General features: G+C 65.7%; 16 protein-coding genes. 1 reads left to right on the top strand and 15 read right to left on the bottom strand.

What is annotated here, in order from left to right; genetic code table 11:
- Positions 1 to 23 precede the first annotated feature (23 nt).
- On the bottom strand, positions 24 to 290 hold the full coding sequence (locus tag ACFYLW_RS05035) for a DUF1467 family protein (RefSeq protein WP_178826887.1): 267 nt from the start codon (positions 288 to 290) through the stop codon (positions 24 to 26).
- An 88-nt stretch (positions 291 to 378) separates the two neighbouring features.
- On the opposite strand from ACFYLW_RS05035, the gene ACFYLW_RS05030 reads away from it, so the two are divergent.
- Positions 379 to 738, top strand: a complete 360-nt coding sequence (locus ACFYLW_RS05030) for an isomerase (protein WP_312063449.1) — start codon at positions 379 to 381, stop codon at positions 736 to 738.
- A gap of 181 nt (positions 739 to 919) precedes the next feature.
- On the opposite strand, the gene ACFYLW_RS05025 is transcribed toward ACFYLW_RS05030, so the two are convergent.
- From ACFYLW_RS05025 to nuoG, 14 genes are all read right to left on the bottom strand, one after another.
- Positions 920 to 1258 carry a DUF3088 family protein gene (locus ACFYLW_RS05025; RefSeq protein WP_292082659.1) on the bottom strand — a complete coding sequence of 113 codons (339 nt, stop codon included), beginning with the start codon at positions 1256 to 1258 and terminating at the stop codon, positions 920 to 922.
- Positions 1258 to 2934, bottom strand: coding sequence for a ribonuclease J (locus tag ACFYLW_RS05020; protein WP_312063446.1), 1677 nt, complete (start codon positions 2932 to 2934; stop codon positions 1258 to 1260). The genes ACFYLW_RS05025 and ACFYLW_RS05020 overlap by 1 nt, the downstream gene beginning before the upstream one ends.
- Before the next feature lie 6 nt (positions 2935 to 2940).
- Complete coding sequence (locus ACFYLW_RS05015; protein WP_312063481.1) at positions 2941 to 3735, bottom strand: type III pantothenate kinase; 795 nt, start codon at positions 3733 to 3735, stop codon at positions 2941 to 2943.
- Complete coding sequence (locus ACFYLW_RS05010; RefSeq protein ID WP_312063445.1) at positions 3732 to 4493, bottom strand: biotin--[acetyl-CoA-carboxylase] ligase; 762 nt, start codon at positions 4491 to 4493, stop codon at positions 3732 to 3734. Before ACFYLW_RS05010 ends, ACFYLW_RS05015 begins: the two co-directional genes overlap by 4 nt.
- Positions 4494 to 4499: 6 nt before the next feature.
- Positions 4500 to 5942 carry an NADH-quinone oxidoreductase subunit NuoN gene (nuoN, locus tag ACFYLW_RS05005; RefSeq protein WP_312063443.1) on the bottom strand — a complete coding sequence of 481 codons (1443 nt, stop codon included), beginning with the start codon at positions 5940 to 5942 and terminating at the stop codon, positions 4500 to 4502.
- A 7-nt stretch (positions 5943 to 5949) separates the two neighbouring features.
- Positions 5950 to 7437: an NADH-quinone oxidoreductase subunit M gene (locus tag ACFYLW_RS05000; RefSeq protein WP_312063442.1), complete on the bottom strand. Its 1488-nt coding sequence runs from the start codon at positions 7435 to 7437 to the stop codon at positions 5950 to 5952.
- Positions 7438 to 7442: 5 nt separating this feature from the next.
- Positions 7443 to 9512 (bottom strand): NADH-quinone oxidoreductase subunit L, encoded by a 2070-nt coding sequence (gene nuoL, locus ACFYLW_RS04995; RefSeq protein ID WP_312063480.1) that lies wholly within the window; start codon positions 9510 to 9512, stop codon positions 7443 to 7445.
- A gap of 14 nt (positions 9513 to 9526) precedes the next feature.
- Positions 9527 to 9835, bottom strand: coding sequence for an NADH-quinone oxidoreductase subunit NuoK (gene nuoK / locus ACFYLW_RS04990; protein ID WP_105563431.1), 309 nt, complete (start codon positions 9833 to 9835; stop codon positions 9527 to 9529).
- On the bottom strand, positions 9835 to 10461 hold the full coding sequence (locus ACFYLW_RS04985) for an NADH-quinone oxidoreductase subunit J (protein WP_292082653.1): 627 nt from the start codon (positions 10459 to 10461) through the stop codon (positions 9835 to 9837). The genes nuoK and ACFYLW_RS04985 overlap by 1 nt, the downstream gene beginning before the upstream one ends.
- A gap of 63 nt (positions 10462 to 10524) precedes the next feature.
- Complete coding sequence (gene nuoI / locus ACFYLW_RS04980) at positions 10525 to 11016, bottom strand: NADH-quinone oxidoreductase subunit NuoI (RefSeq protein WP_003170180.1); 492 nt, start codon at positions 11014 to 11016, stop codon at positions 10525 to 10527.
- Complete coding sequence (locus tag ACFYLW_RS04975) at positions 11016 to 11228, bottom strand: hypothetical protein (protein WP_292082652.1); 213 nt, start codon at positions 11226 to 11228, stop codon at positions 11016 to 11018. Before ACFYLW_RS04975 ends, nuoI begins: the two co-directional genes overlap by 1 nt.
- A complete protein-coding gene (locus ACFYLW_RS04970; RefSeq protein ID WP_313472387.1) occupies positions 11225 to 11452 on the bottom strand; it encodes a hypothetical protein in 228 nt (75 codons plus the stop codon). The genes ACFYLW_RS04975 and ACFYLW_RS04970 overlap by 4 nt, the downstream gene beginning before the upstream one ends.
- Positions 11452 to 12528, bottom strand: coding sequence for an NADH-quinone oxidoreductase subunit NuoH (gene nuoH / locus ACFYLW_RS04965; RefSeq protein ID WP_312063436.1), 1077 nt, complete (start codon positions 12526 to 12528; stop codon positions 11452 to 11454). Before nuoH ends, ACFYLW_RS04970 begins: the two co-directional genes overlap by 1 nt.
- 3 nt (positions 12529 to 12531) lie before the next feature.
- Positions 12532 to 14577 carry an NADH-quinone oxidoreductase subunit NuoG gene (gene nuoG, locus ACFYLW_RS04960; protein ID WP_312063434.1) on the bottom strand — a complete coding sequence of 682 codons (2046 nt, stop codon included), beginning with the start codon at positions 14575 to 14577 and terminating at the stop codon, positions 12532 to 12534.
- Between the last annotated feature and the right edge of the window lie 2 nt (positions 14578 to 14579).

The following is a 14579-nucleotide window of genomic DNA, read 5'->3' as shown; positions in this document are numbered from 1 at the left end:
TAACCGGGCGAATGGGGCGAAAGCTAGAGCGCAGGACCGCGCGAGAAGTCCGGCAGCGGCATCCACCCGGTCCAGACGATGAAGACGATGAAGGCCCAGACGATGGCCGAGACCCAGGTCGTGGTGATGAACTTCTTCTTCAGCTGCGGATTGGCGGGCGCGCCCCACTGGCTGCCGTCGGTCGGCGGCGTCTCGACCTGCTTCGATGAGCCCAGCGGCAGGATCGTGAACAGCACGATCCACCACGAGGTCAGATACAGCGCCACCAGGGTGAAGGGGCCAAGAGGCATGGGCGGTCATCCATCGGTTCGGGCGCCTGCCGCATTCCGCCCGCGTGATCAGCAGGCTAAGGAAAGGCGCGAAACTAAGGACGCCCTCATGCCACAGATCACCCTGGAACACTCCCCCCATTTCGACGGGACCGATTGGCGCGCCCTGGCGCTGGAAATCCATCAGCTATGCGTGGACGTGGTCGGCGCCACGACCCAGGCGTGCAAGACCCGCATCGTGCGCTGCGACGACCTCATCATCGCCGACGGCGACCCGGCTCAGGCCATGGTCCACTGCGACCTGCGCATCCTGACCGGACGGACGCAGGACCAGAAGACGGCGCTGGGTGAAGCCGTGCAGGCGGCCTTGCTGGCGGGGGTGAAGCCCTATGCCGGCCCGGCGCAAATCTCGGTGGAGATCGGGAACCTGGACAAGGACAACTATCGCAAGGTCACGCTGGGCGGGTGATCCCTTCCCTCTCCCGCTGGGAGAGGGCTTGAGCCTCCAAGAGCGTAGCGATTGGTCAGGCGAAAGGGTGAGGGTCGAAGGCGTCCGTCGGCGTCAGCCGCAGCGGCTTACGCCGACGGATATCGCCAACCCTCATCCGGCCCTTCGGGCCACCTTCTCCCATCGGGAGAAGGGTTCACTTCTACGGGTGCGGGCGGCCAATCCCGTAGCGGGCCGCCCAGTAGGGCAGGATGTCGTCGTCCTGCAGGAAGCGGGCGCCCGTCTCTTCGCTGACCTGGGCGTCGGGCCAGTCGAACTCGCCGTCCAGCACCAGCAGCGGGCAGCTCTGGTTGGCCTCCCCCACCTCGGCCACCACGGCGGCGCGAGGACGGGGGTGATCCAGATGCGTGACCTGAACCTGCTCGCGCAGGCGCGGATAGAGGCCGAGCACCCCTTCGATCCGGGCGCCGGGCGGGCAGTACCAGGGCCCGCCCTGATCGTCGAACCAGTCGGGGTTCAGCAGGTAGAGCCGGTCCGCCATTACAGACGCAGGATCACGGTTTCGACGATGGGGCGACGATCCCAGACCTGCTGGCTGGCCTTCTTCAGGGCGCGACTGACGGCCTGTTCGACCACCAGCTCGTCATCGAGCGCCTCGCCCTTCAGGCCGCGAACGGCGCGTTCAGCGCGCTCGGCCAGATCGTCGAGGATATCGCCCAGAGGACGGTCCGCATCGCCCGGCAGGCCGATGCCGCGCACGTCGATGTCGCTGACGATCTTGCCGCGCTTGTCCATGGCGAAGCTGACGACCAGGACGCCGTTTGACGCCGCGTGCCGACGCTCGCGCAGGGCCTCGCCCGCCTCCTCGACCAGCATGCCGCCGTCGACGAACAGACGGCCCGAGGGCACTTCGTCGATGATGCCGGCCGGTCCGGGGGCCAGACGCACCATGTCGCCGTTGCGCGGCGTCACGGTTTCGGGGACCTGCATGTCCTTGGCCAGAAGGGCGTGCTCCATCAGGTGACGGCGCATGCCGTGGGTCGGCACCGCGATCTGCGGACGGGCCCAACTGTACATCTCGCGCAGCTCGTCACGGCACGGGTGGCCCGAGACGTGAATGCCGGGATGGTCCTTCTCGGTGTAGAGGCGCACGCCCCGGTCGGCCATCTTGTCCTGCAGTCGACCGATCGACAGCTCGTTGCCCGGAATGACCCGCGACGAGAAGATGCAGTGATCGCCCTTGCCCAGCTTGATGAAGGGGTGCGTGCCCTCGGCCACGCGCGAGAGGGCGGCGCGGACCTCGCCTTGGCTGCCGGTGCAGAGATACAGGATTTCGTCCTCAGGCCAGACGCGGGCTTCCTGTTCGCTGAGGAACGGTTTGACGTCGCTCAGCATGCCGACTGACTTGGCGGCGGCGGTGATGCGGTGCATCGAGCGACCGGCCAGGGCCACGCGACGACCAGCGGCCTCGGCGGCGCGGATGACGCTGTCCATGCGCGCCACGTTCGAGGCGAAGCAGCCCACGGCGACGCGGCCCTTCAGGTCCTTGATCAGGGCGGCCAGCGCCACCTTCACGTCGCCTTCAGAACCGGCCACGCCGTCCACGAAGACGTTGGTGCTGTCGCAGACCATGGCCAGCACGCCTTCGTCGCCGAGACGCTTGATCGTCTCCACGTCGGTGCGCTCGCCCACGACCGGATCGTTATCGATCTTCCAGTCGCCGGTGTGCAGGACCGTGCCCAGCGGGGTCTTGATGGCCAGGCCGTTCGGCTCGGCGATCGAGTGGGTGATGGTGACGAAGGTCACGTCGAACGGGCCCAGGTTCAGGTCGCCGCCCAGCGGGATCTCGTTCAGCTCGACATCGTCCAGGATGTTGGCGTCGCGCAACTTCTCGCGGATCAGATAGGCGGTGAAGGGCGTGGCGTACAGCGGCGCCTGGATGCGCGGCCACAGCCAGCCCAGGGCCCCGATGTGGTCCTCATGAGCGTGCGTCAGCACGATGCCCAGGATGTTCTCGCCTTCCAGGAAGGTCGGATCGGGCACGATCACGTCCACGCCGGGCGTGGAGGGGTCGCCGAAGGTCACGCCGACGTCGACGATGATCCACTTGCGGTCATGCGCCGGGCCGAAACCATAGGCGTTCAGGTTCATGCCGACCTCGTTCGAGCCGCCCAGCGGCAGGAAGACGAGTTCGTCGTTTTGAGTTTTCTTTGTCATACGTCCCTAGAGTTGGGTGTTCCGCCGCCAGATTTCGAGTAGGCCGCGGATGGTCAGGTCCGGATCGAACCGGTCGATTGATTGGGTGGAGCCCTCGAACAACGAGGCGACGCCGCCGGTGCCGACGACCGTCATGGGCTTGCCCCACTCGGTCTTGATGCGGTCCACCAGGCCCTCGATCAGGGCGATATAGCCCCAGAAGACGCCCGATTGCATGGAGGTGACGGTGTCGCGCCCGATGACGACATCGGGGCGTTGGATGGCGATGCGCGGCAGCTTAGCCGCCGCTTCGTGCAGGGCCTGCAGCGACAGGTTGATGCCGGGCGCGATCAGTCCGCCCTCGAAGGCCCCCTGCCCTCGCTCGGCGCCGCCCGACACCACATCGAAGGTCGTGGCCGTGCCGCTGTCGATCAGCAGCAGATCGCCCTCATAGACCTGCAGCGCGCCGATGGCGTTGACCAGTCGATCAGCCCCCGCCTCGCTGGGCTTGGGGATGCGAACCTCGATGCCGAGACTGACGTTCTCCCCGATCACCAGAGGCTCCACGGCGATATAGCGCCGCGCCAGATTGCGCAGGTTGAAGATCGACTGCGGCACCACGCTGGATATGATGCAGCCGTCCAGGTCTTTCATGTTCAGGCCCTGGCCGCGCATCTCGAACAGCTGATGCAGCCAGACAGCGTATTCATCGGCCGTGCGCATGGCGTCAGTGGCCGTGCGCCACTGGGCGATCCACTCATTGCCGTCGTGAACGGCGAAAAGGGTGTTGGTGTTGCCTTGCTCGATCGCCAGCAGCATCAGGCGGTCTCTCCGAAAAAGACGTCGCCGGCGGAGATGATCCGCAGCGATCCGTCCGGCAGTTTCAGACGCAAGGATCCGTCCGCCTCGACCCCGTCGGCCGTGCCGGTCAGGGTCTCGTTGGTCAGCCGCGCCGTGCAGGGTCCATATAGGCCCGGAGTCCGCGCGATCCAGGCGTCCAGAATGGGTTGGAAGCCGAACGTCATCCAGCGATCCAGCCAGACGCCGAAGGTCTCGGCCAGGCCCTTCGCCGCCTCATCAACGGACGGCGCGGCGGCGACGCCCTGGCTCAGGTGTTCCGCGATGCAGGTGGCGGGCCGTTCGGTGTCGCCGGGCGTCTGGTTCAGGTTCACCCCAATGCCGATCGCCAGCCACAGGCCCCCGGCCGACATCCCGAAAGCGGGCGCCGGGCCGGACTCGATCAGGATGCCGGAGGTCTTGCGACCGTCCAGCAACACGTCATTGGGCCATTTGATCGTGACCAGGGCCGGCGGGACATAGCGGTCCAGCAGGTCGGCCACGGCCAGAGACGCGGCGAAGGTCAGCTGCGCCGCCTCGGCGGGAGATTTTTGCGTCAGCAGCAGCAGGGTGGAGGCGAGATTGCCGCTCTCGCTCTCCCATCTGCGTCCGCGACGGCCGCGACCGGCCGTCTGCCGCCGGGCCGTGATCCACAGCGGCCCGCCCTCGCCCGCCTCGGCGCGTCGTCGCGCCTCGGCGTTGGTGGAGTCGGTTTCGTCGAGGATCAGGACCGGGGCGGCCAAAGACCCTTACCCGACGCCGACGCCCGAGGCGGCGGCGCGGGTCAGCGGCTCCAGCCAGGTCAGGGCGACGATCACCAGCGGGAAGCAGAAGGCGGCGGCCGCGAGGGCGATCCACTTGGCTTCCAGCGGCGACTTGTCGGTCGTCACGTCGAACTCCGGCGTATCGAACCACATCACCTTGATAATGCGCAGATAGTAGAAGCCGGCCACGACCGAGGCGACCAGACCGGCGGCGCCGGCCATCCAGTAGCCCGCGTCAGCGGCGGCGCCGAAGACGAAGAACTTGCCCCAGAAGCCCGACATCGGCGGGATGCCGACAGCCGACAGCGACAGGATGGTCAGGGCCACCGCCGTCAGCGGACGATCCTTCTTCAGACCGGCCAGGTCGGCGATCTTGCGGATCGGACGGCCATTGCGGCTCAGCGACAGCAGGACGGCGAAGAAGCCGAACTGGTCGATGACATAGAGGGTCATGAACATCAGGGTGGCCTGGACGCCGGCTTCGGTGCCCGCCGCCACGCCCAGCAGGGCGTAGCCGATGTTGATGATCGAGGAATAGGCCAGCAGACGCTGGACGTCCTTCTGCATCAGACCGCCGAACGAACCGACGGCGAAGCTGATCAGCGAGATCAGGATGATGACCTGGGCCCACTGACCGTGGGCGACGCCGAAGCCTTCGACCAGGACGCGGATGATCAGCACCATGGCGGCGATCTTGGGCGCCGTGGCGAACAGGGCCACGACCGGGGTCGGGGCGCCTTCATAGACGTCGGGCGTCCACATGTGGAACGGCGCGGCCGACACCTTGAACGCCAGCCCGCAGATCAGGAAGACCAGACCGAAGATCAGGCCCGGGCCCGGGTTGGCGGTGGCGAAGGCGGCGATGTCAACGAAGCGCATCGAGCCGGCGAAGCCGTAGATCAGGCTGGCGCCATAGAGCAGCAGACCCGACGACAGGGCGCCCAGGACGAAATACTTCAGGCCCGCTTCCGAGGCCTTCAGGTTGTCGCGGTGATAGGCGGCCAGGACGTAGAGGGCCAGCGAGTGCATCTCGATGCCGATGTAGAGCGAGATCAGGTCGCCCGACGAAGCCATCATCGACATGCCGACCGAGGCCAACACGATCAGGACCGGATACTCGAACTTGGCGATGCCGTTGCGGTGGATCCAGCCGTCGCCCAGGACGATGGCGACCGCCGCCGACAGGAAGATGGCGACCTTGCCGTAAACGGCCAGCGGATCGGCCACATAGGCGCCGTTGAAGGCCGTGCCCAGCGGACCGACAGCCGCCAGGACCGAGGCGACGGCCAGCAGCAGGATCGACAGGCCCGAGATCAGGCGCGTCGACTTCTCGCCGGTGAAGGCGCCGAGCATGAGCAGCACCAGCCCGCCGACCGCAAGGGTCAGCTCCGGGGCGGCGAGTTGAAGGGCGGAAGACAGATCAGTCATTATGCTCTCACCCGCCGATGGCTGCGCGATAGGCGGTCGTCAGGGCCTCAACAGTCGGCCCGGTGTAGTCAAGGACGGCGTTGGGATAGAGGCCCAGCCAGATGGTGCCGACGATCAGCGGCACGAAGATCAGCAGCTCGCGCTTGTCGATGTCCGTGATGGTCTGCAGGGCCGGGTTCTTGATCTCGCCGTACATAACGTTGCGGAACAGCGTCAGGGCGTAGACCGCCGAGAAGATGACGCCCGAGGCCGCAATCAGGGCCGTCCAGGTCGAGACCTGATAGGCGCCGGTCATCGTCAGCACTTCGCCGATGAAGCCCGAGGTGCCCGGCAGGCCGACGTTGGCCATGGTGAACATCAGGAAGATGGCGGCGTACCAGGGCATGCGCGCGGTCAGGCCGCCGTAGAAGGCGATCTCGCGGGTGTGCATCCGGTCATAGACCACGCCGACGCAGAGGAAGAGCGCGCCCGAGATCAGGCCGTGGCTCAGCATCTGGAAGACGGCGCCCTGCACCCCGGTGTCGTTGCCGGCGAAGATGCCCATGGTCACGAAGCCCATGTGGGCGACCGACGAATAGGCGATCAGCTTCTTGATGTCGGTCTGACGGAAGGCGACCAGCGAGGTGTAGACCACGGCGATCACCGACAGGGTGAAGACCAGGGGCGTGAACATCTGCGACGCCTGCGGGAACATCGGCAGGTTGAACAGGATGAAACCGTAACCGCCGAGCTTCAGCAGGATGCCGGCCAGGATGACCGAACCGGCCGTGGGCGCCTGAACGTGGGCGTCGGGCAGCCAGGTGTGGACCGGCCACATCGGCATCTTGACCGCGAACGAGGCGAAGAAGGCCAGCCACAGGATCGGCTGAACGGCGGGATCGAAGGCGTATGTCTTCAGCTCGGGGATGCTGGTGGTGCCCGTCTCATGGGCCATCCACAGCATGGCCAGCAGCATCAGCACCGACCCCAGCAGGGTGTAGAGGAAGAACTTGTACGAGGCGTAGATCCGGTTCGCCCCGCCCCAGATGCCGATGATCAGGAACATCGGCACCAGGGTGCCTTCGAAGAAGATGTAGAAGAGGAACAGGTCCAGCGACGTGAAGACGCCGATGACCAGGGTCTCCAGCACCAGGAAGGCGATCATGTATTCGACGACGCGCGTCTCGATCGACTTCCAGCTGGCGATGATGCAGATCGGCATCAGGAAGGCGGTCAGCAGGACGAACAGGATCGAGATCCCGTCCACGCCCAGGTGATAACCGGCGCCGGCGAACCAGGCGTAGTTTTCAACGAACTGATAGGCCGGGTTCGACGGATCGAACTGGGCCACCAGCAGAACGGAAACCGCCAGCACCACCAGCGTGGTGGCCAGCGCGATCCAGCGCGCGGCCGGAGCCGCGGCGTCCTGGCCGCCCTTGTTCATCATGCCGGCCAGAAGCAGCAGGCCGGCGCCGACCAGCGGCAGGAAGGTGACGATGCTCAGAATGTGAGGCACGAGGCTCAGGCTCCCCACGTGAAGATGGCGAAGGCAAGGAACACAGCCACGCCGATCAGCATCACGAATGCATAGAAGTAGACGAAACCGGACTGGAAGCGCGACAGCCAGCCGCCCGATTTCAGCGAAGCCCAGGCCGCGCCATTGGGGCCGAGACCGTCGATGATCTTCACGTCGCCGATCTTCCAGAAGAAGTCGCCGAGGGCCTTGGCGCCCTTCACGAAGACGGCGTCATACAGCTCATCGAAGAACCACTTGTTGTAGAGGAAGGTCCACAGCGGGCCCTTGCGCTCGGCCCACTGCTTGGCGACGCCTTCCTTGAGGACGTAGATCCAGAAGGCGGCGAAGGTGCCCAGCAGGGTCACGATCAGCGGCGCCCACTTCACCCACGTCGGGACGTTGTGGCTCTCGTGCAGGACGTGGTTGGCGCTGCCGACGAAGATGGCGCCGCGCCAGAACTCGGCCTCATGGTGACCGATGAAGTGCGGGGCGAAGATCATGCCCGCGAAGACGGCGCCAACCGACAGCACCAGCAGCGGCAGGACCATGGGCAGCGGGCTCTCATGCGGCGACAGCGGACCATGGTGATGGTCGTCGTGCGCATGATCATCGCCGTCCAGCGGTTCCGAGTGCGTCTCCAGCTGGGCATGCGAAGCGTGGTCGTCGGCGGCGTGATGGCCGTCGTCTTTCCACTTGGCCGTGCCGTGGAAGGTCATGAAGACCAGGCGCCACGAATAGTAGGCCGTCAACAGAGCCGCCGAGATGCCGATGGCGAAGGCGAACATACCCGCAGCCGAGTGGCCGGTCGTCGCCGCCGCATAGGCGCTCTCGAGGATGGAGTCCTTGGAATAGAAGCCCGACAGCCCCCAGACGCCAGGAATCCCCAAGCCGGTGATGGCGATGGTGCCGATCATCATCACGCCGTAGGTGATGGGCAGCAGCTTCCACAGGCCGCCCATGCTGCGCATGTCCTGCTCGTGGTGCATGCCGTGGATCACCGAACCGGCGCCCAGGAACAGCAGAGCCTTGAAGAAGGCGTGCGTGAACAGGTGGAACATGGCCGGCTGATAGGCGCCGACGCCCGCCGCGAAGAACATGTAGCCCAGTTGCGAACAGGTCGAGTAGGCGATGACCCGCTTGATGTCGTTCTGCATCATGCCGACGGTCGCGGCGAAGATGGCCGTGATGCCGCCGATGATGGCGATGAACAGCGACGCGACCGGCGCGTGCTCATAGAGCGGCGACAGCAGGCAGACCATATAGACGCCGGCGGTGACCATGGTCGCCGCGTGGATCAGGGCCGACACAGGCGTCGGGCCCTCCATGGCGTCCGGCAGCCAGGTGTGCAGGAAGAACTGGGCCGACTTGCCCATGGCACCGATGAAGAGCAGCAGACCGGCCAGATCCAGGGCGGACCAGGTGTAGCCCAGGAATTCCCAGCCCGTGCCGACCTTGCCGGCGATCTGCGGGAACAGCTTGGCGAACTCGATCGTGCCGAACATCCAGAAGACGGTCATCATACCGAGCAGGAAGCCGAAGTCGCCGACGCGGTTGACCACGAAGGCCTTGATGGCGGCGGCCGAGGCGGTGTCCTTCTTGTACCAGAAGCCGATCAGCAGATACGACGCCAGACCAACGCCTTCCCAGCCGAAGAACATCTGCAGGAAGTCGGCGGCCGTCACCAGCGCCAGCATCATGAAGGTGAACAGCGACAGGTAGGCGAAGAAACGCGGCCGGCTGTCGTCCTCGGCCATGTAGCCCCAGGAATAGAGGTGAACCAGCGACGACACCGTCGTCACCACGATCAGCATGGTGGCCGACATGGCGTCCACGCGGATCGACCAGTTCGACTGGAAGTCGCCGACATGGATGAAGGGCGCGATGTGGACGGTAAAGGCTTCAAGCCCGCCCCAGGTCCACTGGCTGAACACGATCCACGAGACCGCGCATGAGAAGAACAGCAAGCCGGTCGTGACCGACTGCGAGGCGATGTTCCCGATCCTGCGACCGAAGAAGCCAGCGATCATCGCCCCCAGAAGAGGGGCGAAGACGCCGAGAGTGACGAGAGTCTGGATAGTCACGGTTCCGATCAGCCCTTCATCACGGAGGCGTCGTCAACCGCGATGTCGCCGCGGTTACGGAAGAAGGTCACCAGGATCGCCAGGCCGACGGCGGCTTCAGCCGCGGCGACGGTCAGGACGAACATGGCCATCAGCTGACCCGACACATCGTTGAGATAGGTCGAGAAGGCGACGAAGTTGATGTTCACCGCGAGCAGGATCAGCTCGACCGACATCAGGATGATGATGACGTTCTTGCGGTTCACGAAGATGCCGAACACGCCGATGGTGAACAGCATGGCGGCGACCGCCAGATAGTGCTGGAGCGAGATGTCCATCACAGAAGCTCCTCGGGGGTGACGCCCTGGCCGGTGGCGACCGACTTGACCTCGACGGCCTTGGCGCGTTCGCGGTTGGCCTGGGCGGCCAGGTCCTGGCGACGGACGCCAGGGCGGTGACGCAGGGTCAGGACGATGGCGCCGATCATGGCGATCAGCAGCACGATGCCCGCAGCCTGGAAGAAGTAGACGTAGTCCGTGTAGAGGACTCGGCCGATCACCTCGACGTTCGAGGCGTCAGGCCCGGCGACGACCGGCGCGATCGCGGCCTTGGCCGCCCCGCCCTGCACCACGGTGATCGACACCATGATCATCTCGGCCAGCAAGACGCCGGCGACGACCCCGGCCAGCGGCAGGTAGCGGGCGTAGCCTTCGCGGAGGCGGACGAAGTCGACGTCCAGCATCATGACCACGAACAGGAACAGCACCGCGACGGCGCCGACGTAGACGACCACCAGCAGCATGGCCAGGAACTCTGCGCCCAGCAGGACGAACAGGCCGGCGGCCGAGAAGAAGCTGAGGATCAGCCACAGGACGGAGTGCACGGGATTGCGCGCGGTCACGACCAGAAGGGCCGAAACCACGGCGACCGTCGCCAGTAGATAAAACGCTATGCCTTGCAGCATGGGTGGGACAAAGCCCCCTTCAAAGTCTTGCGCAGCGATCCCGTGGCGGAATCGCGGCTCGGTTTAGCGATACGGAGCGTCGAGTTCCAGATTCTTCGCGATCAGCCGTTCCCAGCGGTCGCCGTTGTCCAGCAGTCGGGCCTTGTCATAGAGCAGTTCTTCGCGCGTCTCGGTGGCGAACTCGCTGTTCGGTCCCTCAACGATGGCGTCCACCGGGCAGGCCTCCTGGCACAGGCCGCAGTAGATGCACTTGACCATGTCGATGTCGTAGCGCGTCGTGCGGCGGCTGCCGTCGGCGCGCGGTTCGGCCTCGATGGTGATGGCCTGCGCGGGGCAGATGGCTTCGCACAGCTTGCAGGCGATGCACCGCTCTTCACCGTTCGGATAGCGGCGCAGCGCGTGTTCGCCGCGAAAACGCGGCGACTGCGGGTTGCGCTCGAACGGATAGTTCACGGTGGCCTTGGGCTTGGCCATGTATTTCAGCGACAAGCCGACGGCGCCGAACACGTCGGTCAGCATCGCGCCCTTGGCCGCCTGAACGATACGGGTCAGCATTACGATTTCACTCCGGCGCACTCGCGTTGATAGCGCGCGCTTTCCTTGTCGAGGGTTCCACAGACGCGCTGGCGTTCGGCTTCCTGCCGCTGCACCTGCTCCATCTTGCGTTCCCACTGATAGACCGAGACCGGATCGGCCTCATACGGCGCACAGGCCGACGCCAGCAAGGGCGCGGCCAGGGCGATGATCATGACGACGGCCTGTTTCATCCGCCCACCTGCCGCTTGCAATCGTCTCGGTCGAAACGCGGATCGTCGCGCGACAGACGCTGGCAATAGGCCCGCTTGTCCGCCTCGTCCCGACGCTCGCGCTCGACGCGATCCATCCGAGCCGCCGCGCCTTCAGGCGCAGCCGGCTCAATCGGCTTGAAGGTGCAGGCCGACAGACCGGCGGCGAAGGCCAGCGCAAGCAGTGATGTGGCGCGAACGCCCATCACGCGCCCACCGCGAAGACGCGCCAGGCCGCCACGACCACCACGGCCACCAGCGAGGCCGGCAGGAAGATCTTCCAGCCCAGGCGCATCAGCTGGTCGTAGCGGTAGCGAGGCACGAAGGCCTTCACCAGGGCGATCATGAAGAACCAGAAGACGATCTTGGTCGCCAGGACCAGGAAGTAGAACAGGTTGGCCAGGAAGGTCGGCCAGCTGTCCAGGAAGTCGGTCGGGAAGCCCGGGTTCCAGCCCCCGCAGAACAGCAGGCTGATCATGGCGCACATGAAGACGATGTTGGCGTACTCGCCGATCATGAACAGCAGGTAGGGCGTCGAGGAGTATTCGACCTGATAACCGGCCACCAGTTCCGACTCCGCTTCGGGAAGGTCGAAGGGCGGACGGTTGGTCTCGGCCAGGGCCGAGATGAAGAAGACGATGGTCATGGGCAGCATGACCACGATGGTCGGCAGGGTGTCGAGGCCGCCGCCGAACATGTTCCAGTTCCAGATCCAGCCGTTCTGCGCGGTCACGATCTGCGTCAGGTTCATCGTCCCGGCCAGCAGGATGACGTTGATGATGACCAGGCCCATCGAGACCTCATATGACACCATCTGCGCCGCCGAACGCAGCGACCCCAGGAAGGGATACTTCGAGTTCGAAGCCCAGCCGCCCATGATGATGCCGTAGACGCCCAGCGAGCTGATCGCGAGGATGTAGAGCACCCCGACGTTCAGGTCCGAGATCACCCAGCCCGGCGCGAACGGGATCACCGCCCAGGCGATGAAGGCCAGGATGAAGGTGATCAGCGGCGCGGCCAGGAAGACGACCTTGTCGGAGCCCGACGGGACGACGATTTCCTTGAGCACGAACTTGAAGAAGTCGGCGAAGGACTGCAGCAGGCCGAAGGGGCCGACCACGTTGGGGCCCTTGCGCAGTTGGACACCGGCCCAGATCTTGCGGTCAGCCAGCAGCAGGAAGGCCAGCGAGATCAGGATCCCGACCGTGACGATCAGGATGCCGCCGATGGTGGCGAGGGTCCAGCCGATGGGGGTGGCCCAGAAGGAGGTCGCAGCGTCCATGATTTACTCCGCCGCCAGAACGACCGGGGCCGTCCGCTCAGCGGACAGTTGGGCCATGGTTTCGCTGGCGCGCGCGATCGGGTTGGTCAGGTAGGGGTCGACAATGGTCGAGACGAAGGCGACGTCGCCCAGGTCGCCCTTGGCGCCCAGGGCCGCCACGTCGAACGAAGCCGCCGGAGCCAGATAGTCGATGCGGCCGAAGGTCGGGTGATCGCCCATCAGCTTGGCGCGCAGTTGCTCCAGGGTGTCGAACGGCAGCTTGCAGCCGACCCGTTCCGACAGGGCGCGGATGACGGCCCAGTCTTCCTTGGCCTCGCCCTTGGGGAAGACGACGCGTTCGGCCATCTGCACCCGGCCCTCGGTGTTCACATAGAGGCCCGACTTCTCGGTATAGGCGGCGCCCGGCAGGATGACGTCGGCGCCGTGCGCGCCGCGATCGCCGTGCGAACCCAGATAGACGCGGAAGGCGTCCGAGCCCGAGGCGTTCACTTCATCAGCGCCCAGCAGGAACAGAACGTCCAGCGCGCCCGGCTTCAGCATGCCGGCCACGTCCAGACCGCCCTCGGCGGGGACGAAGCCCATGTCCAGACCGCCGACGCGCGCCGCGGCGGTGTGCAGGACGTTGAAGCCGTTCCAGCCGTCCTTGACCACGCCGACCTTCTTGGCCAGCGCGCCCAGGGCGTTCAGCACGGCCGCGCCGGTTTCGCCGGTCAGGGCGCCCGCGCCGATGATGATCGCCGGGCGTTCAGCCTTGGTCAGGAAGTCGACAGCGGCCTTGGGCAGCTTGCCGACGGTCTTCGAACCGGCGCCCAGGTAGTTGTAGTCATAGGTCAGGTCGACCTGTTCGCCGATGACGCCGATCTCGGCGGCGCCCTTCAGCCAGGTCTTGCGAATGCGGGCGTTGAGCAGCGGCGCCTCGACGCGCGGGTTGGCGCCCACGATCAGAATGGCGTCAGCGTTTTCAACGCCTTGCAGGCCAGAGTTGAACAGCCAGCCCTCACGAGCCCCCTGCCCGATCGCGGCGCCGTCCTGACGGCAGTCGGTGTTGGGCGAGCCCAGAGCGCGGAACAGGTCCAGCGCGGCCTTCATCGACTCGGCGTCCTGCAGGTCGCCGGCGATGACGCCGATGCGGTCGGCCGTAGCCGCCTTGATCTTGGCCGCGACAGCCGACAGCGCCTCGTCCCACGAGGCGACGCGCAGCTTGCCGTTCTCACGTACCCACGGACGGTCCAGACGACGCGCCTGCAGGCCGTCAACGGCGTAGCGCGAGCGGTCCGACAGCCACTCTTCGTTGATGCCCTCGTTCACGCGCGGCAGAACGCGCATGACCTCGGCGCCGCGCGCGTCGGCGCGGATGTTCGAGCCCAGGGCGTCCATGACGTCGATGGTCTCGGTCTTCTTCAGCTCCCACGGACGATAGTGGTACTGCCAGGGACGGTGCGTCAGCGCGCCTACCGGGCACAGGTCGTTGACGTTGCCCGACAGCTCGCTGTCGATGTTCTTTTCCAGATAGGTCGTGATCTCGGCGCTTTCGCCGCGCGAGATCATGCCGATGTCCGGGACGCCGGCCACTTCGGTGATGAAGCGAACGCAACGCGTGCACTGGATGCAGCGCGTCATGAACGTCTTGACCGTCGGGCCCATGTTCTTTTCTTCGACCGCGCGCTTGTTCTCGCCATAGCGCGAACCATCACGGCCGTAGCCGACAGCCTGGTCCTGCAGGTCGCATTCACCGCCCTGGTCGCAGATCGGACAGTCCAGCGGGTGGTTGATGAGCAGGAACTCCATCACCCCTTCGCGGGCCTTCTTGACCATCGGCGTGTCGGTGAAGATCTCCTGGCCGTCCATGGCCGGAAGGGCGCACGAAGCCTGCGGCTTCGGCGGTCCGGGCTTCACTTCAACCAGGCACATCCGGCAGTTGCCGGCGATGGACAGACGCTCGTGGTAGCAGAAACGCGGGATCTCCTGACCGGCGCGCTCTGCGACCTGCAGAACCGTCATGCCGGGTTCGAACTCGGTTTCGACGCCGTTGACCTTGGCGATAGGCATTA

It is taken from the genome of Brevundimonas sp. NPDC007368 (assembly GCF_042869015.1).
GTDB lineage: Bacteria > Pseudomonadota > Alphaproteobacteria > Caulobacterales > Caulobacteraceae > Brevundimonas.
This window is presented reverse-complemented; position numbering and strand designations above follow the sequence as displayed.